Source organism: Bacillus sp. SYZHCR11 (genome assembly GCF_057196865.1).
The window spans coordinates 362,419-388,393 of the sequence record NZ_JBXUND010000004.1 but is presented as its reverse complement, the minus strand read 5'-3'; the positions used below and the strand labels follow the sequence as shown (position 1 = coordinate 388,393).

Annotated in this window: 24 protein-coding genes and 5 tRNA genes; 22 read left to right on the top strand and 7 right to left on the bottom strand. The window is 44.5% G+C overall.

All coding sequences use genetic code 11. The features are described from left to right. Positions 1-14: 14 nt before the first annotated feature. The 4 genes from AC2CGA_RS16685 to AC2CGA_RS16670 form a co-directional block, all read right to left on the bottom strand. Positions 15-1,382 (bottom strand): PTS transporter subunit EIIC, encoded by a 1,368-nt coding sequence (locus tag AC2CGA_RS16685; RefSeq protein ID WP_139885567.1) that lies wholly within the window; start codon positions 1,380-1,382, stop codon positions 15-17. 128 nt (positions 1,383-1,510) lie between these two features. After that, a complete protein-coding gene (gene murQ, locus AC2CGA_RS16680; protein WP_070081289.1) occupies positions 1,511-2,440 on the bottom strand; it encodes an N-acetylmuramic acid 6-phosphate etherase in 930 nt (309 codons plus the stop codon). A 99-nt stretch (positions 2,441-2,539) separates the two neighbouring features. Next, entirely contained in the window at positions 2,540-3,016 is a 477-nt protein-coding gene (locus AC2CGA_RS16675; protein WP_014304238.1) for a GNAT family N-acetyltransferase, read from the bottom strand. Positions 3,017-3,034: 18 nt separating this feature from the next. After that, positions 3,035-3,487 (bottom strand): 2-thiouracil desulfurase family protein, encoded by a 453-nt coding sequence (locus AC2CGA_RS16670; RefSeq protein ID WP_484480241.1) that lies wholly within the window; start codon positions 3,485-3,487, stop codon positions 3,035-3,037. Between the two features lie 180 nt (positions 3,488-3,667). Between AC2CGA_RS16670 and AC2CGA_RS16665 the strand changes: the two genes are divergently transcribed. The 16 genes from AC2CGA_RS16665 (at position 3,668) to AC2CGA_RS16590 (ending at position 17,597) form a co-directional block, all read left to right on the top strand. Next, a tRNA-Glu gene (locus AC2CGA_RS16665) sits at positions 3,668-3,739 on the top strand. Between the two features lie 3 nt (positions 3,740-3,742). After that, positions 3,743-3,818 (top strand) — tRNA-Val (locus tag AC2CGA_RS16660). 5 nt (positions 3,819-3,823) lie between these two features. Then, positions 3,824-3,896: transfer RNA gene (locus tag AC2CGA_RS16655), tRNA-Thr, on the top strand. Between the two features lie 19 nt (positions 3,897-3,915). Further along, positions 3,916-4,000: transfer RNA gene (locus AC2CGA_RS16650), tRNA-Tyr, on the top strand. 4 nt (positions 4,001-4,004) lie between these two features. Further along, positions 4,005-4,076: transfer RNA gene (locus AC2CGA_RS16645), tRNA-Gln, on the top strand. Between the two features lie 229 nt (positions 4,077-4,305). Continuing rightward, a complete protein-coding gene (gene sigW / locus AC2CGA_RS16640; RefSeq protein ID WP_003156766.1) occupies positions 4,306-4,869 on the top strand; it encodes an RNA polymerase sigma factor SigW in 564 nt (187 codons plus the stop codon). Between the two features lie 13 nt (positions 4,870-4,882). Then, entirely contained in the window at positions 4,883-5,509 is a 627-nt protein-coding gene (gene rsiW / locus AC2CGA_RS16635; protein WP_003156765.1) for an anti-sigma-W factor RsiW, read from the top strand. A gap of 166 nt (positions 5,510-5,675) precedes the next feature. After that, entirely contained in the window at positions 5,676-6,497 is an 822-nt protein-coding gene (gene cdaA, locus AC2CGA_RS16630) for a diadenylate cyclase CdaA (RefSeq protein ID WP_003156763.1), read from the top strand. Next, positions 6,490-7,929: a CdaA regulatory protein CdaR gene (cdaR, locus tag AC2CGA_RS16625; protein ID WP_003156761.1), complete on the top strand. Its 1,440-nt coding sequence runs from the start codon at positions 6,490-6,492 to the stop codon at positions 7,927-7,929. Before cdaA ends, cdaR begins: the two co-directional genes overlap by 8 nt. A 17-nt stretch (positions 7,930-7,946) precedes the next feature. Next, positions 7,947-9,293 (top strand): phosphoglucosamine mutase, encoded by a 1,347-nt coding sequence (glmM, locus tag AC2CGA_RS16620; RefSeq protein WP_003156759.1) that lies wholly within the window; start codon positions 7,947-7,949, stop codon positions 9,291-9,293. A 431-nt stretch (positions 9,294-9,724) separates the two neighbouring features. Beyond that, positions 9,725-11,527 (top strand): glutamine--fructose-6-phosphate transaminase (isomerizing), encoded by a 1,803-nt coding sequence (glmS, locus tag AC2CGA_RS16615; RefSeq protein WP_139885566.1) that lies wholly within the window; start codon positions 9,725-9,727, stop codon positions 11,525-11,527. 627 nt (positions 11,528-12,154) lie between these two features. Then, positions 12,155-13,027, top strand: a complete 873-nt coding sequence (locus AC2CGA_RS16610) for an ABC transporter ATP-binding protein (RefSeq protein ID WP_057080162.1) — start codon at positions 12,155-12,157, stop codon at positions 13,025-13,027. Beyond that, the gene (locus tag AC2CGA_RS16605; protein WP_024084818.1) at positions 13,005-13,658 is read left to right on the top strand and encodes an ABC-2 transporter permease; all 654 of its coding nucleotides are present in this window, start codon (positions 13,005-13,007) and stop codon (positions 13,656-13,658) included. The genes AC2CGA_RS16610 and AC2CGA_RS16605 overlap by 23 nt, the downstream gene beginning before the upstream one ends. A gap of 119 nt (positions 13,659-13,777) precedes the next feature. Continuing rightward, on the top strand, positions 13,778-16,393 hold the full coding sequence (lanKC, locus tag AC2CGA_RS16600; protein WP_057080163.1) for a class III lanthionine synthetase LanKC: 2,616 nt from the start codon (positions 13,778-13,780) through the stop codon (positions 16,391-16,393). Between the two features lie 62 nt (positions 16,394-16,455). Beyond that, positions 16,456-16,593, top strand: a complete 138-nt coding sequence (locus AC2CGA_RS16595; RefSeq protein WP_020955245.1) for a class III lanthipeptide — start codon at positions 16,456-16,458, stop codon at positions 16,591-16,593. 161 nt (positions 16,594-16,754) lie between these two features. Further along, the gene (locus AC2CGA_RS16590) at positions 16,755-17,597 is read left to right on the top strand and encodes a class I SAM-dependent methyltransferase (protein WP_079979106.1); all 843 of its coding nucleotides are present in this window, start codon (positions 16,755-16,757) and stop codon (positions 17,595-17,597) included. 238 nt (positions 17,598-17,835) lie between these two features. Here AC2CGA_RS16590 and AC2CGA_RS16585 read toward each other — a convergent pair whose 3' ends face one another. The 3 genes from AC2CGA_RS16585 to AC2CGA_RS16575 all read right to left on the bottom strand — a co-directional run bounded on the left by AC2CGA_RS16585 (position 17,836) and on the right by AC2CGA_RS16575 (position 19,858). After that, complete coding sequence (locus tag AC2CGA_RS16585) at positions 17,836-18,681, bottom strand: aldo/keto reductase (RefSeq protein WP_082181313.1); 846 nt, start codon at positions 18,679-18,681, stop codon at positions 17,836-17,838. Positions 18,682-18,791: 110 nt separating this feature from the next. Next, positions 18,792-19,484, bottom strand: coding sequence for an LrgB family protein (locus AC2CGA_RS16580; RefSeq protein ID WP_003156752.1), 693 nt, complete (start codon positions 19,482-19,484; stop codon positions 18,792-18,794). Further along, entirely contained in the window at positions 19,454-19,858 is a 405-nt protein-coding gene (locus tag AC2CGA_RS16575; protein ID WP_003156751.1) for a CidA/LrgA family holin-like protein, read from the bottom strand. The genes AC2CGA_RS16580 and AC2CGA_RS16575 overlap by 31 nt, the downstream gene beginning before the upstream one ends. 194 nt (positions 19,859-20,052) lie before the next feature. On the opposite strand from AC2CGA_RS16575, the gene AC2CGA_RS16570 reads away from it, so the two are divergent. The 6 genes from AC2CGA_RS16570 (at position 20,053) to AC2CGA_RS16545 (ending at position 25,968) form a co-directional block, all read left to right on the top strand. Next, positions 20,053-20,484, top strand: a complete 432-nt coding sequence (locus AC2CGA_RS16570; RefSeq protein ID WP_003156749.1) for a MarR family winged helix-turn-helix transcriptional regulator — start codon at positions 20,053-20,055, stop codon at positions 20,482-20,484. A gap of 425 nt (positions 20,485-20,909) precedes the next feature. After that, positions 20,910-22,295 (top strand): amino acid permease, encoded by a 1,386-nt coding sequence (locus AC2CGA_RS16565; protein WP_003156747.1) that lies wholly within the window; start codon positions 20,910-20,912, stop codon positions 22,293-22,295. A 92-nt stretch (positions 22,296-22,387) separates the two neighbouring features. Then, the gene (locus tag AC2CGA_RS16560) at positions 22,388-23,101 is read left to right on the top strand and encodes a YjjG family noncanonical pyrimidine nucleotidase (protein WP_003156746.1); all 714 of its coding nucleotides are present in this window, start codon (positions 22,388-22,390) and stop codon (positions 23,099-23,101) included. Positions 23,102-23,111: 10 nt separating this feature from the next. Next, on the top strand, positions 23,112-24,242 hold the full coding sequence (locus tag AC2CGA_RS16555) for a sensor histidine kinase (RefSeq protein WP_003156744.1): 1,131 nt from the start codon (positions 23,112-23,114) through the stop codon (positions 24,240-24,242). 4 nt (positions 24,243-24,246) lie between these two features. After that, positions 24,247-24,891 carry a response regulator gene (locus AC2CGA_RS16550; RefSeq protein ID WP_025853817.1) on the top strand — a complete coding sequence of 215 codons (645 nt, stop codon included), beginning with the start codon at positions 24,247-24,249 and terminating at the stop codon, positions 24,889-24,891. 141 nt (positions 24,892-25,032) lie between these two features. Beyond that, the gene (locus AC2CGA_RS16545; protein ID WP_107994567.1) at positions 25,033-25,968 is read left to right on the top strand and encodes an ABC transporter ATP-binding protein; all 936 of its coding nucleotides are present in this window, start codon (positions 25,033-25,035) and stop codon (positions 25,966-25,968) included. The last annotated feature ends 7 nt before the right edge of the window (positions 25,969-25,975 follow it).

Sequence of the window (25,975 nt, the reverse complement as noted above, 5' to 3'; positions counted from 1 at the left end):
TGATCCCTCCCGGTTTATTCAAATTCAGCAGCCATGTCATCCTTAAATCCGAACGCATAAGTGAAGACAAAGCCCGCCGCGTAAGAGATGAAGAGACCGATGATATACATAACGATTTGAGCCGGCTGTACGAGAAACGAGAGCGGAAGGCCGGAGACACCGATTGAAAAAGTCGCCACTTGAAAATGGGCTTGAAAGGCGCCGCCTATACCCGCTCCTAAACACGCCGTCAAAAACGGCCGGCCGAGCGGGAGCGTGACGCCGAAGATAAGCGGCTCCCCGATTCCGAGCAGACCGGATGGAAGTCCGCCGCCGATCGCTCTTTTTAATGAGGCTTTTTTTGTTTTCATAAAGATGGCGAAGGCCGCGCCTACTTGACCCGCGCCTCCCATCGCGAGAATCGGAAGAAGCGGGTCATCTCCGATTGATCGGATTAATTCCAAATGTACGGGAGTCAAGCCCTGATGCAGGCCGGTGACGACAAGAGGCAGGAAGGCGGCTCCCAGTACAAACCCTGAGAGCACTCCCCCGATATTCAGCAGCGACAATAAACCTGATGTAATCAGATCAGAAATAAAACCGCCTGCAGGGATAAAAACGACATATGTCACCAGCCCGGTGATAAGTAAAGACAATGTAGGCGTGACGATAATGTCGATGGATTGATGGACGTGCTTTCTGATAAACCGTTCGGTATAAGCGATAAAAACCGCCGCGAAAAGAACGCCGATTAATCCTCCCCTGCCAGGGAGCAGATTCTCTCCGAACAAACTGATATTGGCGATCTCAGGGTTAAGGATCAATATGCCCGCAAGGCCGCCCAACGCGGGTGTCCCGCCGAATTCCTTCGCCGCATTGATGCCGACAAGGACGCCGAGGTAAGCGAACAAGCCTGAACCGATAACCGTTAAAATAAGTGCGATTTGGGATTCTTTCGGGAGCCAGCCGGCCTGAATGACGGCTTTCGTAATACCGGTGATTAAACCTGATGCAATGAGTGCGGGAATAAGGGGAATGAAGATGCTTGATATTTTTCTCAGAAACAATTTGATGGGTGTGGTGTTTTTTCTGTTGAGATCGGCTTTTTTCCGTGAGGCGGCTTCTTTTAAATCAATGTTTTTTCCGGATGGCATAAGTTTTGCGAAAGCGTCGGCGACATGATTGACGACACCCGTGCCGAGAATGATCTGCAGTGTTTCGGCTTCGACGACGCCTATTACCCCGTCAAGCCGTTTCAGCGCCTCAATATCCGTTTTGTCCCGATCTAAAGGTGTAATCCTCAGGCGTGTCATACAGTGGGTAAAGCCTGAAATATTCGATGAACCGCCGCAATTGTCCAGGATATCTTTGGCCAGTGACTGATAAAATGCCTCTTTGCTCATGGAGATCCTCCTTTTTCCGTACGATTTTTCCCGGGGAGCTATGCCTGAAACGCGTCCTAAAAGCGCCTGCGCCGAACATGAAAACGGCGCGGGCTCGTAAAAGCACAATATTTTTCACCAAAGAACGATCAGCGTTCTTTTTCTCTTGAAACGTGCTGTTCAATGGCTTTATCAATGAATCCTTCTGATTCTTTGAGCAGTGCCTTCGCGTGTGTTTCGTCCGAATTCGTCTTCAGCATGACGATTGCCGTTTTGACATGGCTGCCTGCGGCCTCAAGCGTTTCTTTTGCCTTGTCGTACGGAACGCCCGTGATGCTTTGGATAATGCCGATTGCGCGTTCTTTCAATTTTTCGTTGCTGACATGAACGTCCACCATTAAATTTTCGTACACTTTGCCGCTTTTAATCATCACGGCCGTGGAAATCATGTTCAGAATCATTTTATGTGCCGTCGCGGCTTTCATTCGTGTTGACCCTGTAATCACTTCGGGGCCGACAATGACTTCGATGCTGTGATCGGCAAAGGTGCTGATCAAGGAGTTCTTATTGCATGTGAGCGCGACGGTTTTGGCGCCGATTGTTTTTGCATATTTCAGCGCACCGGCCGCATACGGCGTGCGCCCGCTTGCCGCGATGGCGATCACGGTGTCTTCTGCGGTAAGCCCGATCGTTTTGAGATCGAGAGCGCCGGTTTCCTCGCTGTCTTCTATACCTTCAGCCGCTTGCAAAAAGGCGTCTGCCCCTCCGGCCATCAGACCGATGACGGTGTCGGGACTTACGCTGTATGTAGGCGGGCATTCAACCGCATCCAGTACACCGAGTCTGCCGCTTGTCCCCGCTCCCGCATAAATCAGCCTGCCGTTTCGCCGTAAGGACTGATGGGCGAATTGAACGGCAATCTGAATATCGGGCAGCACCTGCTGAACGGCTTCAGCCACTTTGAAATCCTCTTCGTTAATGATGCGGAGAATTTCCATTGTGTCTGCCTGATGGATTGAAGCGGTCTGCGGATTTCTGGTTTCTGTGGTCAATCTGTGAATGTTAAGCCGGTCTGTCATGATTGTACCCTCCCAAGTCGTTAATACTTGAAGTATATGGGCTTCTGAATAGATGTTTCAAGAAAAATCGGCAAGGATGAGATGAATAATCAAGCGCTTTCACAAAAAATGATGCAGAATGTGCTGTTCACCGATCGGGCCGATCCTGCGCCGCCCTTTGTCAATAAAACCGGAAGACCGGTACAGGTTCTTTGCACGTTGATTGCGATGGTTTACAGCAAGCACGATTTCATCACACCAAGGAAAGTAATTTGCAACAAAAGCGGGGAGCTGCAGCATCGCTTGTTTGGCATAACCTTTTCCCTGATGCGGCGCATGTAATGACAGCGCACTCAGCAAAATGGCAGACACATTGTTCGAATACGGAGCAATGGTTTCTTTTGAGGTATGTAAAATAAAAAAACCGACGGGGCGGTCTTCTTTTAAAATGACTGTCGGGTAGCGATCCCGGATGACAAGCGCCTGCGGCAGGACATCTATCGGCAGAGCTGTGAACTTTTTATCTTCTTCACTCAGCACAAACCCGTTCAGCCCGTCTGCATGCTCCGGTTTATAAAAGGACAGGGCTACATCCATGATATCTACTCTCCTTTTTTATAATTGATCCAATTCATCTTCTGATAGAACACGGTAGCCTGCCCGTTTTAAAAGAGCGGAAGTGATGCCGTCTCCGAGTATTTTTTTTCCTGAGAAAGTGCCGTCATAGATAAAGCTGCTGCCGCAGGACGGACTGTTTTCTTTAAGGATGACCGTTGCGGCGCCTATTTCTTTTGCGTATGCTAACGTTTTTTCCGCGCCGTCCATATATAAAGCTGTAACGTCTTCGCCTGATGCCGTTACGATTCTTGCCGCTCCGTTCAGCACGTCTTCACCCGTGCCGCCGATGATTTCCGCCGGTTCGCGGGGAGTGGTGAAGCCGCCCAAAAGTTCGGGGCAGACCATAACAGCTTTCTTTTCTTCTACGAGTCTGCGGATTTTTTCCGAAGCGGCGTGAGAGCCGTTATATCTGCATTCGATACCGCCGAGACAAGAGCTGACTAAGATCATCTGTGTCCATTCCCTTCAATATTTTGATACTTTCATCATAAATGAAATAAGAGAGGAGGGATGAGTTTTTCAGTTAAAAAACGGGTAAAAAAGTTTGAAAATAAAAAAAATAATTTTTCTCTTTACAAATGGGGTACAACCTGTATATAATAACTTTTGTCAGCTCGACGCGGACACAGCGGCCCGTTGGTCAAGCGGTTAAGACACCGCCCTTTCACGGCGGTAACACGGGTTCGAATCCCGTACGGGTCATATGGAGGATTAGCTCAGCTGGGAGAGCATCTGCCTTACAAGCAGAGGGTCGGCGGTTCGAGCCCGTCATCCTCCACCATATTTGCCGGCCTAGCTCAATTGGTAGAGCAACTGACTTGTAATCAGTAGGTTGGGGGTTCAAGTCCTCTGGCCGGCACTGTTTTCCAAAAAAATACGGAGGGGTAGCGAAGTGGCTAAACGCGGCGGACTGTAAATCCGCTCCCTCAGGGTTCGGCAGTTCGAATCTGCCCCCCTCCACCATTTTTGGGCTATAGCCAAGCGGTAAGGCAACGGACTTTGACTCCGTCATGCGTTGGTTCGAATCCAGCTAGCCCAGTCTCAGACACCTTTTGCATAAAGGTGTCTTTTTTTATCGGCATTTTGTTTCGATTTTTGATTGTTCATCAGATATACTATTTTTAAGCTGCTGTTAAGGCAGTATATTCTGTATTTTCCATCTACACCCTGCCTGAAATTTGGTAAAATAAATGTAATAAAAAAATGAAACCTTTTAAAACAATCAACGTATAGATACAGACCGGTGAAGGGCAGAGGTAAGATAAAACATGGAAAACCTGATTAAAAAAAGAATCAAGCAAGTCAAAAAAGGCGATCAAAATGCGTTTGCAGAAATCGTTGACCTTTATAAAGATAAGATTTACCAGCTTTGCTACCGCATGCTCGGCAATGTGCACGAAGCGGAAGATATTGCGCAGGAAGCTTTTATCAGAGCGTATGTCAATATCGACAGTTTCGATATCAACAGAAAGTTTTCAACGTGGCTTTACAGAATTGCGACCAACCTGACCATTGACCGCATCCGCAAGAAAAAGCCTGATTACTATCTGGACGCAGAAGTAGCGGGAGCAGAAGGGCTGACGATGTATTCGCAGATCGCCGCGGACGGGGTTCTCCCTGAAGACGCCGTATTGTCATTGGAGCTGTCGGACACAATTCAGAAAAAGATTTTAAAGCTGCCTGACAAGTACAGAACGGTTATTGTATTAAAGTATATTGACGAACTCTCTTTAATTGAAATCGGGGAGATTCTGAATATCCCTGTCGGCACCGTCAAGACAAGGATACACAGAGGCAGAGAGGCTCTTAGAAAACAATTGAGGGATCTTTAAGTGGGGTGATGAAATGAGCTGTCCTGAACAGATTGTGCAGCTTATGCATAAGCATCTTGATGGAGATATCCTTCCTGAAGATGAAAACGTATTAAAACAACATTTGCAGTCATGCGGGAATTGCAAACGGCATTTTCATGAAATGGAGAAATCCGTAGCACTCGTCCGAAGCACATCGCATGTCACGGCCCCTGCTGATTTTACTGCCAAAGTTATGGCGAATCTTCCAAAAGAGAAAAAACGCGCTTCTGTAAAACGATGGATCAAAACTCATCCGATGATTGCAGCCGCAGCGGTTTTTGTGATTTTAATGGGCGGCGGTTTTTTCAACAGCTGGCATAATGACCACAATTTCAGTGTGTCCAAACAGCCGAACCTTGTCGTGCAGAATCACACGGTCACCGTCCCTGAAGGCGAGACCGTAAAGGGCGATGTCACAGTAAAAAACGGCAAGCTGTTCATTGAAGGAAAAGTCGACGGCAATGTGACCGTCGTCAACGGAGAAAAATACATGGCCTCAGCCGGACAAGTCACCGGGCAGATTGAAGAGATTAACCAATTGTTTGACTGGGTCTGGTACGAACTGAAATCGGCGGGACAGGGCGTCGTAAGCGCTTTGGACCCGAATGAAGATGAGTAAAGCGTATAATCGCTTTACTCTTTTTTTGTGCAACGCCGCGCCGGCTCATTTCACTTGAGAAATCAAAATGTGGTATAATGAGCACGCTATATGATGTACATATTGCTCATGCAGCACAATTCATAACGGAAAAAACGAAATGACTGAATTCTTGGAGGACGAGGAAATGGCTTTTGAGGACATCCCATTTTTGCAATACCTCGGCAATGCCGTTGATATTCTCCTTGTTTGGTATGTGATATATAAATTAATCATGGTCATACGCGGGACGAAGGCGGTTCAGCTTTTAAAAGGAATCGTCGTCATCGTATTGGTCCGGATGGCCAGTTCATATTTGGGACTCAGCACGCTTCAGTGGCTGATGGACCAAGCGATAACATGGGGATTTTTAGCGATCATCATTATATTCCAGCCTGAGCTGAGACGGGCGCTTGAACAGCTCGGACGGGGCCGGTTCTTTTCCAGGAGCGGAACCCCCGTGGAGGAAGCGCAGCATAAGACAATTGAAGCGATTACAAAATCGATCAGCTACATGGCGAAACGCCGCATCGGCGCACTCATCGCCATTGAGCGCGATACGGGAATGGGCGATTATATTGAGACGGGCATCCCGCTTAATGCGCAGGTCAGCTCGGAGCTTTTGATTAATATCTTCATCCCGAATACACCGCTGCATGATGGAGCGGTCATTATGAAAAATAACGAGATTGCGGCGGCTGCCTGTTATCTGCCGCTTTCTGAAAGCCCGTTTATTTCAAAGGAGCTGGGGACGCGTCACAGAGCGGCTGTCGGCATCAGTGAAGTGACGGACAGCTTAACCATTATTGTATCTGAAGAGACGGGCGCCATCAGTGTGGCCAAAAACGGAGACCTTCACAGAGAATTGACGGAAGAAGCACTGAAAGAAATGCTTGAAGCCGAGTTTAAGAAGAACGCCAGAGACACTTCTTCTAACCGCTGGTACTGGAGGGGCAAGAAAAATGGATAAATTCTTAAACAACCGCTGGGCTGTAAAGATCATTGCATTGCTCTTGGCGCTGCTGCTTTACGTTGCGGTTAACAACAACCAGGCGCCGACTCCGAAAAAGCCGGGGGAATCCTTTTTTCCGACATCAACGACTGACGAGGCTACGCTTACTGATATTCCTGTAAAAGCATACTACGATGAAGCGAACTATGTCGTCACCGGCGTGCCCCAGACGGTAAATGTCACGATTAAAGGCTCGACAAGCGCGGTGAAAAAGGCGAGACAGACGAAGAATTTTGAGATATACGCCGATATGAATAAGCTGAAGACCGGGACTCATAAGGTCGAATTGAAGGCGAAAAACGTATCGGACGGACTGACGATCTCCATTAACCCATCAGTCACGACGGTTACGATTCAGGAAAAAACGGCTGAGAGTTTTCCCGTGGAAGTTGAATACTACAATAAAAGCAAAATGAAAAAGGGATATACCCCTCAGCAGCCGATTATCAGCCCGAAAAACGTGCAGATTACAGGTTCGAAAAATGTGATTGATAACATTTCGCTTGTCAAAGCATCCGTGAACCTTGAAAATGCAAATGAGACCATTGAAAAGGAAGTGAAGGTGACCGTCTATGACAAAGACGGCAACGCACTTCCTGTTGATGTTGAACCGTCAGTCATTAAAGTGACGGTTCCCGTAGCCAGTCCGAGCAAAAAGCTTCCTTTCAAAATCGAAAGGAAGGGAAGTCTTCCGGACGGGGTGAGTGTTGCGAGTATTGACTCGAATCCGAGTGAGGTGACGGTTTACGGCCCGCAGGATGTGCTGGATTCACTGGAATTTATTGACGGCGTATCTCTTGATTTAGGCAAAATTGATAAAGATACCGATATCAATGCCGATATCCCGCTTCCTAAGGGCGTCACTAAGGTATCACCGGAAAAAATCACGCTTCATGTTAAAGTGGACAGTGAAGACAAAAAGGATTTTGACAATGTCGCAATCAAGACGGTCGGACTGGGAGGCTCACAGCAGATTGAGTTTCTCGACCCTGAATCGCAGGCGATAAATATTACGGCCAAAGGCTCTCCCGCCAACATTAAGGCGCTGAAAAAGTCGGACATTGAATTGTATGCCAATGTCTCGGACTTGGATGACGGAGAGCACTCTGTAAAGCTTGAAGTAAACGGCCCGCAAAACGTCACATGGTCCCTGTCAAAAGACACGGTTAAGATCAAGCTGACTTCTAAGAAAAACACAAGTTCAAATAAAAATGACGGCGGCTCCGCTGATTCCGGCAATAAGAACGGCACAAGCGGAGACGCAGACAAAGACAAGAGCAAGAACCGGGAAGACGACACTGACAGCGATCAGAATAAAAGTCAAAACCAGGATCAAAATCAAGACCAGGATGAAGACGGATCAAGCGCTGATTCTTCTTCAACAGAATGAAAAAGGAGCGATACAAAATGGGCAAGTATTTTGGAACAGATGGTGTAAGAGGTGTTGCCAACAGCGAGCTTACGCCAGAGCTGGCCTTTAAAGTGGGGCGTTTTGGCGGTTATGTCCTGACCAAAGATAAGCAGCGCCCGAAAGTGCTGATCGGCCGTGATACACGTATCTCCGGACATATGCTGGAGGGAGCCCTTGTCGCCGGACTTTTATCGATCGGAGCTGAAGTGATGCGCCTCGGCGTTATTTCTACGCCGGGGGTATCCTATTTAACGAAAGCCATGGATGCTGAGGCGGGCGTCATGATCTCCGCTTCTCACAACCCCGTACAGGATAACGGAATTAAATTTTTCGGAGGGGACGGCTTTAAGCTTTCTGATGAGCAGGAGGCCGAGATTGAACGTCTCATGGAGGAACCGGAAGATAAGCTGCCGAGACCGACAGGCGCGGACCTCGGGCTTGTGAACGATTATTTTGAAGGCGTTCAAAAGTATCTGCAATTTTTAAAACAGACGGCGGACGAAGATTTTACAGGCATTCATGTAGCGCTTGACTGCGCCCATGGTGCGACATCTTCCATTGCGACGCACCTTTTTGCCGATCTCGATGCTGACGTATCTACAATGGGGACGTCTCCGAACGGATTAAACATTAATGATGGCGTCGGTTCTACACACCCGGAAGCGCTGAGTGCTTTCGTCAAAGAAAAAAACGCCGATATCGGCCTTGCGTTTGACGGAGACGGCGACCGCCTCATTGCCGTTGATGAAAAAGGAAACATCGTCGACGGCGATCAGATCATGTACATATGCGCGAAGTATTTGAAATCAGAAGGCCGTCTGAAGGATGATACCGTCGTATCGACCGTGATGAGCAACCTCGGTTTCTACAAAGCGCTTGAAAAAGAAGAAATCAAAAGCGTTCAAACGGCAGTCGGCGATCGCTATGTCGTAGAAGCGATGAAAAAAGACGGCTATAATGTCGGCGGCGAGCAGTCAGGGCACCTTATTTTCCTTGATTACAACACTACCGGCGACGGTCTTTTGTCCGCGATCATGCTTGTGAATACGCTGAAGGCGTCCGGCAAAACCCTTTCAGAACTTGCGGATGAAATGAAAAAATTCCCGCAGCTCTTAGTGAACGTGAAAGTGACGGATAAATATAAGGTAGAAGAAAACGCTAAGGTGAAGGCCGTGATTTCTGAAGTGGAAAAAGAAATGAACGGAGACGGCCGGATTTTAGTGCGCCCGTCAGGCACCGAACCGCTCGTACGCGTGATGGCGGAAGCGAGAACAAAAGAGCTTTGTGACGAATATGTCACAAAAATCGTGGATGTCGTGCGGACAGAAATGGGAGCGGAGTAGCGAAGTTTATAAGCAGAGAGCGAACAAGACAAGTGCGATCAGCATAAAATGATAGTAAACATGATGCCGGGGCGGCAAAAAATAATTGACCGTCCTTGGCACATGCTGTAAAATCAAGCTTGTTCAGCCTTTGTTTTTCACTTGCAGGAAAGGCGGGATTGTTTGCATCTTTTATAATTACAGCGCCCGAACTAAGCGCCCGAAAAACGGCTTAGTTGACGAGGATGGAGGTTATCGAATTTTCGGCGGATGCCTCCCGGCTGATTCATTTAGATCACAGCCGTAAGGATTTCTTCAAACCGGAGGGGCGACTCTCCGAACAAAGGGAAATCACATGATCTTCCAAAAAAACATGTGGGAGGGGACGATTGAAAGTCCCCTTGTAATTTGACTTTCTTCGTCTCCTTTTACACCTTTAGGAGGAAGAAAATATGTGTGGAATTGTAGGTTACATCGGTCAGCTTGATGCGAAAGAGATTTTGTTAAAAGGATTAGAGAAGCTTGAGTACCGCGGCTATGACTCTGCCGGTATCGCTGTGGCGAATGAGCAGGGCGTGCATGTGTACAAAGAAAAAGGCCGCATCGCCGACCTTCGTGAAGTGGTGGATCACACGGTTGAATCTCAAGCGGGAATCGGCCATACACGCTGGGCGACTCACGGCGAACCAAGCTTCCTGAACGCTCACCCGCATCAAAGCGCACTCGGCCGCTTTACACTTGTTCATAACGGTGTGATCGAGAACTATGTTCAGCTGAAGCGCGAGTATCTTGAAAACGTTGAACTGAAAAGCGACACGGACACTGAAGTAGTCGTTCAAATGATCGAGCAATTTGTGGCGGGAGGACTCAGCACAGAAGAAGCGTTCCGCAAAACACTGACTCTGTTAAAAGGCTCTTACGCAATTGCATTATTTGACGGTGAAAACACAGACACCATTTACGTTGCAAAAAACAAAAGCCCTCTGTTAATCGGCCTTGGAGATACGTTTAACGTCGTGGCATCTGACGCGATGGCTATGCTTCAAGTAACGAATGAATACGTTGAGCTTTTGGACAAAGAAATGGTGATCGTGACAAAAGACGAAGCCGTGATTAAAAATCTTGACGGTGAAGTCATGACACGTGCGTCTTATATCGCTGAGCTTGACGCCAGTGATATCGAAAAAGGCACATACCCTCACTACATGTTAAAAGAAACGGATGAGCAGCCGCTTGTTATGCGCAAAATCATCCAAACGTATCAGGACGAAAACGGCAGACTGGCCGTGGCGGGCGATGTCGCTGACGCCGTGGCGGAAGCGGACCGCATTTATATCGTGGCTTGCGGAACGAGCTATCACGCCGGTCTTGTCGGGAAACAATATATTGAAATGTGGGCAAACGTACCGGTTGAAGTGCATGTAGCGAGTGAATTCTCTTACAACATGCCGCTTCTGTCTAAGAAGCCGCTCTTTATCTTCCTTTCTCAAAGCGGAGAAACAGCGGACAGCCGCGCCGTGCTTGTTCAAGTCAAAGCGCTGGGTCACAAAGCGCTGACGATTACAAACGTTCCGGGATCAACGCTTTCCCGTGAAGCGGATTACACATTGCTTCTGCACGCAGGCCCTGAGATCGCCGTGGCATCAACAAAAGCGTATACGGCTCAGATTGCCGTGCTTGCGATCCTTGCGTCCGTTGCAGCAGAACGCAACGGCGTTGATATCGGTTTTGATTTAGTCAAAGAATTAGGTATCGCGGCAAATGCCATGGAAGCTCTCTGCGACCAGAAGGACGAAATGGAAATGATCGCGCGTGAGTACCTGACTGTTTCAAGAAACGCTTTCTTCATCGGCCGCGGCATCGACTACTTCGTTTGTGTCGAAGGCGCCCTGAAGCTGAAAGAGATTTCTTACATCCAGGCGGAAGGCTTCGCCGGCGGCGAGCTGAAGCATGGAACAATCGCTCTGATTGAAGAAGGAACACCGGTCTTTGCGCTTGCGACACAAGAACACGTCAACCTGAGCATCCGCGGAAACGTGAAGGAAGTCGCAGCCCGCGGCGCCAACACTTGCATCATCTCGCTGAAAGGCTTAGAAGACGCAGACGACAGATTCATCCTGCCGGAAGTCAACCCTGCGCTTGCTCCGTTGGTATCTGTTGTGCCATTGCAGCTGATCGCTTACTACGCTGCGCTGCACCGCGGCTGTGACGTTGATAAACCGCGCAACCTTGCGAAGAGTGTGACTGTGGAATAGGAATAAATAATTCACGATAAACTTAAAATATAGTCGGAAAGTTTGACCCCTCTGGTTTTAGATAAACCAGAGGGGTTTTTAGTATGAAAATAAGAAGTGTTCGCCTGTTGATAAACTGAAGAATTTTATATTTATAAAGAAATCCCCATATATATATTGAAAAGAAGTAACGCCTATTTTATAATATAAATATATTCCAGTTTAAACCCATAAATGTAACCATTAGTAAAGAATGGTAGCGATCAAATATTGGTTTTTGAATAAGTATTTGTTTGGTGTTTTATTCCCATGTCTGATTACTTGGACATACTTCACTCTTGAACGGGCTACTCAATTAGACAATAAATCTGTTATCTGATGAGACTACATATATAGATTATAGAATACACATTTTCTTTTCCAGCATGTAAGTCACCTCCAGCAGTTTTCATTATGAATATCCCATTATATAAACCTAATCAATCGATTACACTTCCATATTATGCTTAAGACTTTAAAATCCCTTTTGTATTTCCCGACTCCTGATCCATTATGAATACCTAGACCAGATATGAAAATCACAACATTTTTGCAATAATCCGGTTCAATTCTTAAAAAAGTCCTGACAACAATGATAGGAGTGGAATGATGTCAAACCTTTTAGAAATCAGAAACATCAGCAAATCTTTTGGTCATAAAGCTGTTTTAAAGGATGTTACATTCAATGTGCCTGCCGGATCAATTGTCGGTTTTATCGGTGATAACGGCGCAGGCAAGTCAACAACATTTAAAACGATATTAGGATTAATTTCTCAGGATAGAGGTAAAGTGAAAATCTTTGGTAAAGAGAATCTGAATAAACATATAAAGTTTAAAGAAGATATTGGGGTCGTATTTGATGCGATGAATCTTCCTGCGCACCTTACGATAAAGCAGCTGAATCATGTATTTAAGAAACTGTTCGACGCTTGGGACCAAGATCAATTTTACCAGTTGGTTCATTCTTTCTCTTTACCTATGGACAAAAAAGTGAATACATTCTCGCGCGGCATGTCAATGAAGTTATCTGTAGCTGTTGCTTTGTCGCATAATGCAAAATTATTACTTCTGGATGAAGCAACGGGAGGGCTTGATCCCTCTTCAAGAGATGATCTGTTAAATGAATTAAAAAGCTTTGTGAGTAAAAGCAACGGAGGTATTTTACTTTCATCGCACATTATGACTGATGTCGAGAAGATAGCCAGCCATATCATTATTATGAAAGATGGCGAAATTTTATTAAATGAAGAGAAAGATAAGGTTCTTGAAAGCTATACCGTTATAGACGTTGATGAAGGTCAATTGGCTGAGATTGACGAAGATATCGTTCTAGCAAAAAGGAATCATGGATCTTATTGGAGTGTGCTTGTATCGGATCAACAGAAATTGCCTTATGGCGTAACGGCCAACACCATTTCCATAGAAAAAATCAGCGTCTTTTTAACGAGGAGTGAAAACATTGAGAGGTCTGTTACTGACTAACTATTACTTGGTTTATCGGAGTTTCTTTGCATACACGGGGTTGGCCATATTGGTATCAGCAGTCATTTTTTATTTTGGGGATGCTTCAATGCATCGTTTTGTTGCTATGCTGATTATTTTGTTTGTCGTTATGCCCGCACTTGAGGTTATAAAGTATGAGAGCAAGTCAGGCTATGACAGGTATGTTCTGACTTTACCGGTCAGCAGAACAAATATTGTTCAAAGTCACTATTTCTTTTATCTTTTGATTGTTGTGATCGGAGCTGTAATATCTTATGGTATTTTCCTTGTATACAGCCTGGGTTCTGATGAACCAATTGACGGTATATTTAATATTGTCTCTTTTGGAACGTTCATCGTTCTCTTTGCCGGTGCAATCGTTTATCCTCTTCTCTACATGATAGGCCCGGAAAAATCCGATGCTATCGTGATTGGAGGGGCAATGGGGGGACTTTTTGCTACCTTTGGATTACAAAGTGTCGTTGGGTATGCAGCAGAACAAGTACCGCTGTCATTTTTGCACATAAATCCTTCTTTATATGTCCCGATTATATATCTCATGATCGGCGTTATCTTATATATCATTTCATTTTTCATCGCCGCAGCTATATATCATAAAAAAGAATTTTAGCGCGTGTGTATTGATTTTATGCTGATCAAGTTATAACAGGATAAGGTGTTGTCTTTGCATATAAAGAACTTTGTGACCTTGAGGGTTAATATTTAGTATATAAAAATGGGGGGGCTTTTATGGAAGGCAACATGCTATATCATCAATATCTGAAGGCGAATTCCGAGTATTTCGGGAAACAAGAGATGACAATGAATACATATGAAGTGAATGACATCCCTGATACATATACTGTTATCTCAGATAGTAACTCAGTATGGAAATATTATCATGTTAAGGGTGTATCGTTACCAGAGCAGGGGTGGAAAATTCATTTAACTTCATTGTTAGAGGACGCACAAAGTGTATTGGATAGGGTTGCCCGCTTTTGTATGGGTAAGAAAATTGAATTTAAACACCTAAAGGATATGCATAGTTTTATTAACATGAATTCAAAAAATGCAAATCGAGCTTCTTCCGGCAAATTTATAACGGTGTACCCGGCTAATGAAGAAATCTTTGTTGAATTGTTGCAAGACTTATCTGAAATAACAAAGGATTTCAAAAAAGGTCCCTATATACTCAGTGATAAGAGGTGGAATAATACTAATGTATTTTACAGATATGGCGGATTTAAGCTTATTTTTAATGAACATGGTGAGCACTGTATTAGGGATGAAAGTGGTAATTTAATTAAGGATCAAAGAACACCCTTTTATCAGATCCCTGATTTTGTAAAAGACTTTGATGATTATCTTAATACGATCAATCATTCTGACGACTCAGAACAACAGGGGGAAAGCCATTTAGCGAAGTATGATATCATTACTGCACTGAGCTACAGTAACGCAGGGGGGGTATATCTTGCGACTCGAAAGAAAGATAACTTGAAAGTTATTCTTAAAGAAGCCAGACCAAATGCTGGTTTAGATGGAGGACCCAGAGATGCGTTAGAAAGGCAAAAAATTGAATATGATACTTTAAAAAAGCTTAAGAACATACATGGCGTGGTCAATCTAATTGAGTACTTCCAAGAATGGGAACATTACTTTTTAGTAGAGGAATTCATTGAAGGAAGAGATTTGAGACAATGGATTGCACAAGAGTATCCATTCTTTAGAGATGAAGATGGCGATAGTATATGTAATCATGCTAAGAATATAAAAAAAATATTGTTACAACTCTTTGCTCTGATAGATCAAATGCATAATAACGGAGTTGCTATGGGTGATTTGCAGCCAGCAAATGTGATGGTAACTGAAGACTTAACCGTTAAGATAATAGATTTTGAGACTGCAATGCCCGTAGAGTCTGAAGAAAAACCTAGTATGGCAACAATCGGGTTTGTTTCTCAAGAAATGAAGGCAGGTGGTTCTAGAGACTGGTTTGGGTTAAAGAGATTAATAAGATATTTAGCCCTGCCAGTGCTCTCTTCAGACGATATGGATGGGTATCTGCAAGATAACCATTTATACTGGATAAAGATGAATTATGGAGAATCATTTTATCATTTCATTTTAGAGTTGCAAAAAAAATGTGATGATAAAATAAAAGGTTATCACAAATATCTTCCCCGAGAGATTAACCTTTATAACAAGAAAAGGGATATCAACTTATATTCCATGATTAATAAGTTGATAAAGGGTCTAGAAAACAATTTAATAGATGATGAAAGGCTCGTAAACGGTGACATTCGTCAGTTTGAAATGAACGGAGGAAAATTCAACTTTCTCACTGGGGGGAGTGGCGCTGCCTATATTCTTACCAGATGTAACTCGAAGTCTGAGAATGTAGATAATTGGATTCAAAGTTTTTTGGTGGATAACCTATCGAGTGGCGATGATAATGGTTTATTAACTGGAAAAACAGGAATGCTGGCTCTGCTTTATGAGAAGGGGTACAAGGAAACTGTTTTAAATGAATTGAATGTTCTGAGAAGTAATGTAAATGAAACAACCAACATTTCTTTACGATCAGGTCTTTCAGGAATAGGCCTGTTCTTAATCAGTTTATATTTTGAGACGGAAAGTAAAGAATACTTGGAGTTTGCGAAAGAGATAGAAAAATTGATTGACCTAAATAAGGTTAAAGACGAGTCATTAAAAGTTAATGACTGGATGGCGGTAGGTATAGGTTTAATTGATGGGTTATCTGGCGTCTCTCTGTTTTATTCAGCGCTTTATTCAGCAACCAATAATAAAAGATATTTAGAGGAAGCTGAGTTATTTTTAAAGAAAGACTTGGAAAAGACAAAAAAAGATGATGTAACCGGTGTATTACAGACTTTAGATGATAGAAACCGATTATTGCCATATCTCTCTGGAGGGTCTATTGGAGTCGCTGCGTCAATTTGGTTTTTAAACCATGTAAGTGGACAAGATCTATTTAAAGAAGAATTTAGAGCCATTTTAAATCTATCAAAGATACGCTGCACAATCAGTGGAGGTTTATTTGATGGTGCAGGAAGCTTCCTTTTAATCCCTTCTATGGTTGATAATAGAAAAATGCGGGAGGGAATTCTTATGGAAGTAATGGATCTGCTTAATATCTTTTTAATTGAGAAAAATGATTATTATGTTTATCCGGGGCAATTTTCTTATAGATTATCTGATGATGTTTATACAGGCAGCTCAGGTATAGTGTTAGCATTAATGGGAATTGTTAAAAGCAATCCACTTTATTGGTTACCATTGGTCAACACAGATAAATTTTTAGCGGAAACAAAAATGAAAGATATTCCAGTTGGAATAAATTGATAATATTATCCCCATTAGATGATAAATGAATGTCTGTTAACACTCGAAAGGAGGTGAGAAAAGTGAATGATGTTTTGGAATTGCAAAAGTTAGAGAAAGAGACAGATGGTAAAGGTATAGCTGTGGATGCGACAATTACAACGACATGGACAGTAACAACAACTAGCGGTTTTGTTTCTTCAGTAAGTAATCATTGTTAAAACAATCTTGCTTCATTAAATATTAATGAAGTATAAATGATGAACACTGTATTGGACTGTCGGAGAAGCCTTAAGTTTATCATTTCTTGGGTGCTTGTAGTTAAAATCAGCACCCAAGAGTTCTTAATTATAATTAACAAATCATGAAAAAACTATAGAAGGTGACAACAATTAAAAAGTTATTAGAATTGGCAAAAAACCCTGAACCATTTGAAGAAGGCACACAAGAGGTATGGCTTGATCCAGATAGAGCTGAACTTGTTTTGAAATCACATTTTGATGAGAATATACCCGGCGGCAGCAAAGGGAGCTCATTTGTTGATGAGACTGTGGATTTTATTACAAAAATAGCACCAATAGAATGTAATAATAAAATTATTGACTTAGGATGTGGCCCGGGGCTCTATTCTCAAAATTTAGCATTAAAAGGCTACAACGTGACTGGTGTAGATTATAATAAAAAATCAATCGATTATGCTATTAGTGAAGCGGATAAAATGAATTTACAAATAGATTATAAGATTGAAGATATTACGAATCTCGAAATCGAAAGTGAATTTGATGTAGCTCTGCTCATTTATCAAATCTATGGTGTTTTTAGTCCGACCAACAGAAGAAAAATACTTAACAACATCTATCGCGGTTTAAAACCTGGAGGATTAGTTCTATTAGATGTCTTATCAGAGAAGAGTTATGAAAAATTTGAAGAGAATTTAATGTGGTTCCTATCAAAAAAGGACAGTCTGATATCGGATAAGGAACATTTGACCTTATACGCTGCAATTAAATATCCTGATAATGTTACTTTGGCAAAAAATGTTTTGATTTTTGACGATGGGAAATTAGTGAATTATAATTATTGGAACCAGCATTTTAGCATTGAAAATTTAGAAAAAGAAGTGAATGAAGCAGGGTTTAACCTTGAAAAAGTCTATGCAGATGTCAATGGCGAGGAATATAAAAATAACGGAGAGTTTTTTGCAGCCGTCTTAAAGAAAAAATAAGGACTAAACGTATCTAAAAATAGCCGAGTTGAGTACTTAAAATAAATATTCCATTTAGGATTCAGTGTTAGCCATAATAGATGAAAGGTGTACTCCTTATGGCTCTAACACTGAGTGTTAAAATTGATAGGCCTTTAAGCCATATTGAAATCGTACATTGTGTTTGTTAGCGAGAACTAGATAAAGATTCAGAAAAAAGCTGACGAATGATGCCGTCAGCTTTTCTTTATGTGTTTTTTTAAAACTCCTCATACTCCGCCGGGTCTTGGCCGTTTATGCGTCCGTGGGGGCGGGTAAGCGAGTCGATGATGTTCATGTCGTTTTCATCAAGGGAGAAATCAAAAACAGAGATGTTTTCAAGCTGGCGCTCGGGCGATGCTGATTTTGGAATCGGGATGGCGCCCAGCTGGATATGCCAGCGCAAAATGACTTGAGAAATGGTTTTGCCGTATTTGTCCGCAATCTGTCCGAGTTTTTGATCGTTTAATACTTCGCCGGCGCGGGATAACGGACTCCATGATTCTGTCACGATGCCCTGTTCTTCGTGCCATTGGCGCTGCTGCTGCTGATTAAAAGCGGGATGCAGTTCAATTTGGTTGATGCCTGGCTTTACGCCGGTTTCACGTTCGAGCCGTTCGATATGCTCAGGCAGGAAATTACAGACGCCGATGGAGCGGATCAGGCCCCATTTTTTCGCATCAATCAGTGCCTGCCATGCTTCCAGATAGCGGTCTTGTTTCGGATTCGGCCAATGGACGAGATACAGGTCATAGTAGTCCAGACCGGCGCGGTATAAAGATTCTTGGATGGTTTGTACAGCTTTGTCATAGTCATGGTAGCGCCCGGGCAGCTTGGACGTCACGTATAGCTGTTCTCTCGGAACAGAACTTCTGCGGATGGCTTCTCCGACCGTCCCTTCATTTTCATAGTTATAAGCGGTATCAATCAGACGGTAGCCGATATCAATGGCGCTGGTAATGGCATGAACGCCATTGTTTCCATTAAGAGCGTATGTACCGAAGCCGATCGCGGGAATGTTTGTCCCATCCAGCAGTTTCTTTTGCGGAATTGTCCCAGTCATCATTAAATCCCTCCTTGTTTTCTACTTTACCATTATTCTTACAAATGAAACATAATAATGGAAGGAAATGAAGTGATCCGCACATGAAAAAAGCTGACGGAGAACCGCCGGCTTTAAATTTGAAACATCCATGCTACGACGGGGCCGAAGACCGATCCTAACACGGCGCAGAGCGTCATGGATACAGAACTCATGGAGACCGTTAATTCTCCGTACTCCATTGCTTTTGAGGTGCCGAGCGCATGGGAAGCGCTCCCGAATGCAATTCCTTTCCCGAGTGAGCTGCGGATGCGGATCCACTTGAGAAGCAGCGGTCCTAAGATAACGCCGGAAAACCCTGCGATCATGACGAATACGACTGTCATGGAAGGGACACCGCCGATACCGGACGCAATCTGTATGGCGACAGGCGTCGTAATTGATTTTGGGATAATTGACAAAATCAAACTCCGGCTGATGCCGAACAGCTCTGCAAATAGCAGGCCGCTGACCATTCCGGAGAATAAACCGGCCAACACGCCGCCGATGATCGGAAACATATACTTGATTAACACCCGGCGCTGCTTATAAAGCGGGTATGCCAAAGCCACCACGGCGGGGCCGAGCAGTGAATTGATCCATTGCCCGCCGATCATATAGTCTTTATACGGAATATGAAAAACAAGCAGCACGGCGATAATGAAAATCGTAGTCGTCAAAACCGGTATGAGAAAGGGATATGGAAAGCGCACATATAATTTCACCATAGCCAGATAGGCGGCGGCCGTGAACAAAATTATAAGGATTGCGATACATGCTTGCTGCACTTCTTTTTCTCCTTTCTCTGATTGGCTTTATGCTCTAACAGCTGGCTGGCGTACCCTGCAGCGATCATTGTGACGATGGTGCTCAGCACGATGATCAGAAACAGAGCAGCCCCGCTGGCGGAAAACAGTGACGGGTAATTGATGACGCCCGTCATGGCCGGAATGAATAACAGCGGAAGAAAAGACAGCAAAAATCCGGCTCCGTCTTCAATCATTTTGACGGGAATGATCTTAACCGATAAACATATGATCAGCAGGATCAAACCGATGATGCTTCCGGGAATGGGCAGGTGAAAGAACTGCTGAACGGCTCCCCCGATAAAAGAAAATGCGAATAAAATAATGATTTGCAAGATGATGCGTATGACTTTCACGACAATGCTGTTCTTTGGAGAAGAGCAGCTTCCCCCTTTCTTGATGTTTCTATAAGTTTCTTTACTTTTGGCACATATATTTGTACTATACAAATATATGTATGCAAAATATTTCTATATGTTTTCTGAGTAAATGTGCATATGTTTGTATTATACAACTAATATTGCTGTTGTCAATGTAAGGAGTGAGGCGTTTGTCAAAACAAGATCCGATTGAATTAATTGAATATGAGCTCACCACTTTTATCAGGAGAGCTGTTTATCTGGATAACTCCGACCGTAAAATCGGACATCTGGAAAGAGCTGCGTATTTGTTATTACGGCAGCTGGATGAATTCGGGCCGGCGCGTGTGAAGGAATTGGCCGAATCATTTAAGCTGGATATTTCCACATTATCACGCCAGGCAGCGGCCTTGGAGTCGAAAGAGCTGATCCAGCGTTTTTCTGATCCTTCTGACGGGCGGGTCAGTCTGTTTGCGATTACGAAGCTTGGCAAACAGAGGTTAAAAGCTGATAAAAAGATGCGTCTTGAGCGGTATCATCGTATGCTTGACGATTGGTCCGGCGATGAAAAAGAAATGTTCGGCCGGCTTTTGCTGCGGCTGAATGAGGCATTTATCGATTAATGCATGATTTTTGCCGGGTTAAGCAGGATTATGGCGTATACAAGGGAGAATGGAAGAGAGTAAGGCTTTACGCCATTCTGCTTAGCAAAAATAATATTGGATAGGGGGCGGAAAACGTTTCTCCTGGGAAATAATGTTTCTCGGAGGCTGCGGCAGTTATTATCTCAATATTCACAATTCAATAAAAATGAAAGCGCTTTATTTTTAGTCCGTTGGTTCAGAGTGTAAGGTGTTTGCCTGAAAAAAACAATTGTATTTTCCACGAAAATTTATTATGATGGAATAAGGAAATTGGAGATTATATAACGATAGGAAGATAGAATATTTCCAATATTGCGGGAAATGAAGAGTGAGTTAGGTTCAACAGGTGCACCTTCTGCTTCATTATTTCACATATATCAGAGCTGTTAAGAGGAGGAAGCGAAGTGGCAAACAAAGAATTAAAGAGAGGCTTAGGCGCTCGTCATATACAGATGATTGCGCTGGGCGGCACGATCGGTGTCGGTTTATTCATGGGGTCATCCAGCACGATCGGATGGACCGGACCGTCTGTCCTGCTGGCTTATGCGATCTCGGGTATCTTTATCTTTTTTATCATGCGTGCGATGGGCGAAATGCTCTATGTAGAGCCGAGTACAGGGTCGTTTGCGACATTCGGCCATAAGTATATACATCCGTTAGCCGGCTATATGACGGCGTGGAGCAACTGGTTTCAATGGGTGATCGTCGGGATGTCTGAAATTATCGCCGTCGGTTCGTATATGAAATATTGGTTTCCTGATCTGCCGGCATGGATTCCCGGCATTATCGCCATGGCCATTCTCGGTGCGGCGAATTTAATTTCAGTAAAATCTTTCGGTGAGTTTGAATTTTGGTTTGCCATGATCAAAATCGTCACCATTATTCTGATGATTGTGGCCGGAATCGGAATTATTTTCTTCGGTTTCGGTAACGGAGGGCATGCGATCGGATTATCTAATTTATGGTCGCACGGCGGTTTCTTTACAAATGGTTTTTCAGGATTTTTCTTTGCTTTGTCTTTGGTTGTTGCGGCCTATCAAGGGGTCGAGCTGATCGGAATTACGGCAGGGGAAGCGAAGGACCCGCAAAAAACGCTGCGAAGCGCGATTCAGAGTATTATCTGGCGGATTTTGATTTTTTACATCGGTGCGATTTTCGTAATCGTTACCGTATATCCGTGGAATGAGCTTCACTCACTCGGCAGTCCGTTTGTTTCGACATTTGCGAAAGTCGGGATTACGGCGGCGGCCGGTTTGATTAACTTTGTGGTGATTACCGCTGCGATGTCCGGATGCAACAGCGGGATATTCAGTGCGGGACGTATGCTTTATACGTTAGGCGTGAACGGACAGGCACCGAAATTCTTTAAGAAAGTTTCTTCGAGCGGTGTGCCGATATTCGGTACGCTTGCGGTATTAATCGGACTTGTGATCGGTGTCGTGCTGAACTACATCGCGCCTCCGAAAATCTTTGTTTATGTGTACAGCGCGAGTGTGCTGCCGGGAATGATTCCGTGGTTCGTCATTTTGATCAGCCATCTCGGTTTCAGAAGAGCGAAAGGCGCTGAGCTTGATAAGCATCCGTTTAAAATGCCTTTTGCGCCGTTTACAAACTATTTGACGATCGCTTTCTTACTCATGGTATTGATCGGCATGTGGTTTAACAAAGATACGCGGATTTCTTTGGTTGTCGGGGTGATTTTCCTGGCGATTGTGACGGTCAGCTATTATGCGTTCGGTATCGGCAAGCGCATGCCTGGTGAAAAATCGAAAATAGAAGACGCTGTATAATTCAAAAAGACACCTCTCTTACAGGGGTGTCTTTTTCGGCTTGTCCGCGAGTGGTATACTGGTTAAAAAAAGCAGAACCGGGGGAAACATCGATGAGTCATTACCGTACGTTATTATTTGATATAGACAATACGCTGCTGGATTTTACCGCTTCAGAAACCGATGCTCTTCAAAAATTGTTCCAAGGTTCAAAGCTGGAGCTGACGGCAGAGGTGGAAGCCCGTTATAAAGCGTTAAATCAAGGGCTGTGGAAGGCGTTTGAAGAGGGGGAAATGACCCGCGATGAAGTGGTGAATACACGGTTTGCCCTTTTGTTTAAAGAATACGGCCTTGAAGCCGACGGCGTGCTGATGAATCAGGCGTACCGCCAATACTTAGAAGAAGGGCACCAGATGATAGACGGAGCTTATGAGCTGATTGAACGGCTGAGTCCTTTATTTGATTTATACATCGTGACGAACGGCGTCTCAACATCACAATATAAGCGGCTGGGCGACTCCGGTCTGTATCCGTTTTTTAAAGATGTGTTTGTATCTGAGGACACGGGTTTTCAAAAGCCGATGAAGGAATACTTTGATTATGTATTTGCGAGAATTCCCGGTTTTTCTGCCGGGCACGGGCTTATTATCGGCGATTCATTGAGCGCGGACATAAAAGGCGGTCAGATGGCGGGAATGGATACGTGCTGGTTTAATCCCGGAAAGAAAGCAAATGAGTCCGGGATCATCCCGACGTATGAAATTCATTCGCTTGATGAGCTGTATGATGTGCTGAACGTGGAGCGAAAAGCCGCCGCTCATCTGTAAGGAGAATACGATGAAGATTGCACATACGAAGTTACTGATCAGGGGTTTTGCATTACTATCAATCTTTCATGCGATTCTTCAGCTTCCTCCCGGCCGGGGGGAGCTGAAGGTTTTTTTGTCTGTGCTCGTGATGATGCTGACGGCTAATGACTGCCTGCGGCCGCTATATATGAAGAGAAGGCCGGCTGTATATCAAGGCTCTTTTCTCCTGAGCAACGTTATCGCGGGAGTTCTTTTGTACAATGTCTATAGTGTGGGGACACAGGCCGTAATGGTGCTTTTATTGGCGGAGGTGCTTATTACTGATCAGCAGATTCCGGCTGTTTTGTTAACGGTGAATGCCGCCGCATTTGCAGCAGCTTTATACGCCGGAGGAGCGGGTGTCAGTGATATCGTGCCGCCATACTTCATCATGTTTGCGGTGATTTATTTATATCGGAAGAACCTGCAGGAGAAGTCGAAGGTAGAATTGCTGAACCGAGAGCTGAAAACCGCTAATGACACACTGAAGGAATATTCAGACCGGATTGAGGAACTGGCCGTTACGAAAGAAAGAACAAGAATTGCGCAGGAGCTGCATGATTCTCTCGGTCATTATCTGGCTGCTCTGAAAATGAATTTAGAATTTGCCGGGAAGACAGCCGGGCATCAGCCGGACAAAGTGAAGCAGATCATTCATAAGGCGCATGATCTTACGAAAGAATCTATTTTAAAGCTTCGCCAGGCGGTTACGCTGCTGCAGGGCTCTTTGTCCGGGCGGGCGTTTGAGCAAGAGCTCCGTGACATTTTCAGTCATTTTCAAGAGGCGGGAGGCATTCGCTTCGAGCTGGAGACGGACGCGGCCATAGAAGCGGAACAGCCGGATGTGAAGCATTGTCTTTATCAATCCGTTCAGGAAACGATTACGAATGCGATAAAGCATGGACATGCTTCATATGTTTCTGTCCGGATTCAAAAAAACCGAAACATGATATTGGCGCATATTCATAATAACGGCTCAGCCTGCGGAACGATCATAAAATCAAATGGTCTGAAAGGAATTGAGAAAAGAGCGGCCGCACTTGGCGGAGAGGCTGTTTTCTCTTCCGGGAAGGAAACGGGTTTTGACGTGAAAATAAGGATTCCATGCAAGGAGGAATAATCAAGTGAATGTCATGATTGCAGACGACCAGTCCATTGTGAGAGAGGGGCTGAAAATGATTCTGAGTCTTCACGAAGGAATTCAAATATCGGGAGAGGCTTCTTGCGGCGAAGAGGTTCTCCGGCTGCTTTCTCAAACCGAAACCGATGTGATTTTGATGGATATCAGAATGCCCGGTATGGACGGAATCGAAACGACAAAAGCGGTAAAAGCGCGATATCCTTCCGTAAAAGTCATCATTCTGACAACGTTTGAAGATGATCACTATATTTTTGCCGGGCTGAAAAGCGGAGCCGACGGCTATCTCTTGAAGGATGCTGATTCAGATGAAATTACCGCCTCCCTTCAAGCCGTTTATGAAGGGAAAATGATGCTGAATCCCAAAATCACGGTTTCCGTCGTAAAAGCGCTGAACAACATGGAGATCCCTGCGGTGCAGAAAGAGCCGCGGTCAAAGCTGAAGGAGATTCTCACGCCGAGAGAGCTTGATGTGGCGAAACACATTATGGAAGGCAAAAGCAATAAACGCATTGCCGCAGACTTATTTCTGACTGAAGGCACTGTGAAAAACTATGTATCCAGAATCCTCGATAAACTTGAAGTGTCAAACAGAACCGAGCTTACTTTATATTTGCAAAAATTGCTATAACCCCGCTTCACCCTCCTCTCTCCCTTTTTATCACTAAACATATGACGAAAGTAATACCCATATCGAGTACGAAAGTGAATAGAAAACAAGGATCGCCAAGAGTAGAATAAGTGCAGACATGACACAAGGAGTGCTGCACGAATGCTCGAATTAACGGATTTGACAAAAAAGTACGGCGATTTTACCGCTGTCAATCATATATCACTGCGCATCGAAAAAGGAGAGATATTCGGTCTGCTGGGACCAAACGGCGCCGGTAAATCAACAACGGTGTCGATGATCAGCACCGTGCTCCCGCCGACGGGCGGAACAATCTGCATTGACGGAATCTCATTACAGGAGCAGCCTGCGGCCATAAAAAAAGTGATGGGAGTCGTCCCGCAGGAAATCGCTTTATATCAAGCGTTAAGCGCAAAGGATAATTTGGCTTTTTTTGGAAGTCTGTACGGACTTTCCGGTAAGGAACTTTGTAAACGGGTTGATGAAGTGCTGGACATCATCGAATTACAGGAACAGCGAAATCAAAGAATATCTGAGTTTTCGGGCGGCATGAAAAGACGGGTGAATATCGGTGCCGCGCTAATGAATGAACCGAAACTATTCATTTTAGATGAACCGACCGTCGGAATTGATCCGCAATCCAGACACCACATTCTTGAAACCGTGAAGACGTTAAATCAAGAAAAAGGGATGACCGTCATCTACACGAGTCATTACATGGAAGAGGTCGAATACCTCTGTGAAAAAGCGGCGATCATGGATCACGGCTCAATCATTGCCTGCGGGACGAAAGACGAATTGAAGCAGTCAGCCAAAGCCTCTGATACCCTGACCGTGAATGCAGAGGGGCTGAATGATGATGCCGTTAAAAAAATCCGCCGCATTCCCGGTGTTGCCGAGGCTGCTGTCAGCCGGCAGACCATTACGATGCTCGTCTCTGCGGCAGATCGCAATATCCTTGATATTGCGGATGATATCAGGAAAACCGGTATCACCATTAAGGGCATTCATTTCGAGGAAGCCAATCTGGAAAGCATTTTCCTCCGGCTCACCGGCAAAACGCTGCGGGATTCATAGGGGGCGT

Bases quoted from the DNA above. Each gene is read 5' to 3' on its own strand.
- lanKC (WP_057080163.1), top strand. From the start codon at position 13,778: ATGGAAGGCAACATGCTATATCATCAATATCTGAAGGCGAATTCCGAG.
- AC2CGA_RS16585 (WP_082181313.1), bottom strand. From the start codon at position 18,681: ATGATGACTGGGACAATTCCGCAAAAGAAACTGCTGGATGGGACAAAC.
- glmM (WP_003156759.1), top strand. From the start codon at position 7,947: ATGGGCAAGTATTTTGGAACAGATGGTGTAAGAGGTGTTGCCAACAGC.
- cdaR (WP_003156761.1), top strand. From the start codon at position 6,490: ATGGATAAATTCTTAAACAACCGCTGGGCTGTAAAGATCATTGCATTG.
- sigW (WP_003156766.1), top strand. From the start codon at position 4,306: ATGGAAAACCTGATTAAAAAAAGAATCAAGCAAGTCAAAAAAGGCGAT.
- AC2CGA_RS16610 (WP_057080162.1), top strand. From the start codon at position 12,155: ATGTCAAACCTTTTAGAAATCAGAAACATCAGCAAATCTTTTGGTCAT.
- AC2CGA_RS16685 (WP_139885567.1), bottom strand. From the start codon at position 1,382: ATGAGCAAAGAGGCATTTTATCAGTCACTGGCCAAAGATATCCTGGAC.
- cdaA (WP_003156763.1), top strand. From the start codon at position 5,676: ATGGCTTTTGAGGACATCCCATTTTTGCAATACCTCGGCAATGCCGTT.
- AC2CGA_RS16555 (WP_003156744.1), top strand. From the start codon at position 23,112: ATGAAGATTGCACATACGAAGTTACTGATCAGGGGTTTTGCATTACTA.
- murQ (WP_070081289.1), bottom strand. From the start codon at position 2,440: ATGACAGACCGGCTTAACATTCACAGATTGACCACAGAAACCAGAAAT.
- glmS (WP_139885566.1), top strand. From the start codon at position 9,725: ATGTGTGGAATTGTAGGTTACATCGGTCAGCTTGATGCGAAAGAGATT.
- AC2CGA_RS16545 (WP_107994567.1), top strand. From the start codon at position 25,033: ATGCTCGAATTAACGGATTTGACAAAAAAGTACGGCGATTTTACCGCT.
- AC2CGA_RS16560 (WP_003156746.1), top strand. From the start codon at position 22,388: ATGAGTCATTACCGTACGTTATTATTTGATATAGACAATACGCTGCTG.
- AC2CGA_RS16670 (WP_484480241.1), bottom strand. From the start codon at position 3,487: ATGATCTTAGTCAGCTCTTGTCTCGGCGGTATCGAATGCAGATATAAC.
- AC2CGA_RS16675 (WP_014304238.1), bottom strand. From the start codon at position 3,016: ATGGATGTAGCCCTGTCCTTTTATAAACCGGAGCATGCAGACGGGCTG.
- rsiW (WP_003156765.1), top strand. From the start codon at position 4,883: ATGAGCTGTCCTGAACAGATTGTGCAGCTTATGCATAAGCATCTTGAT.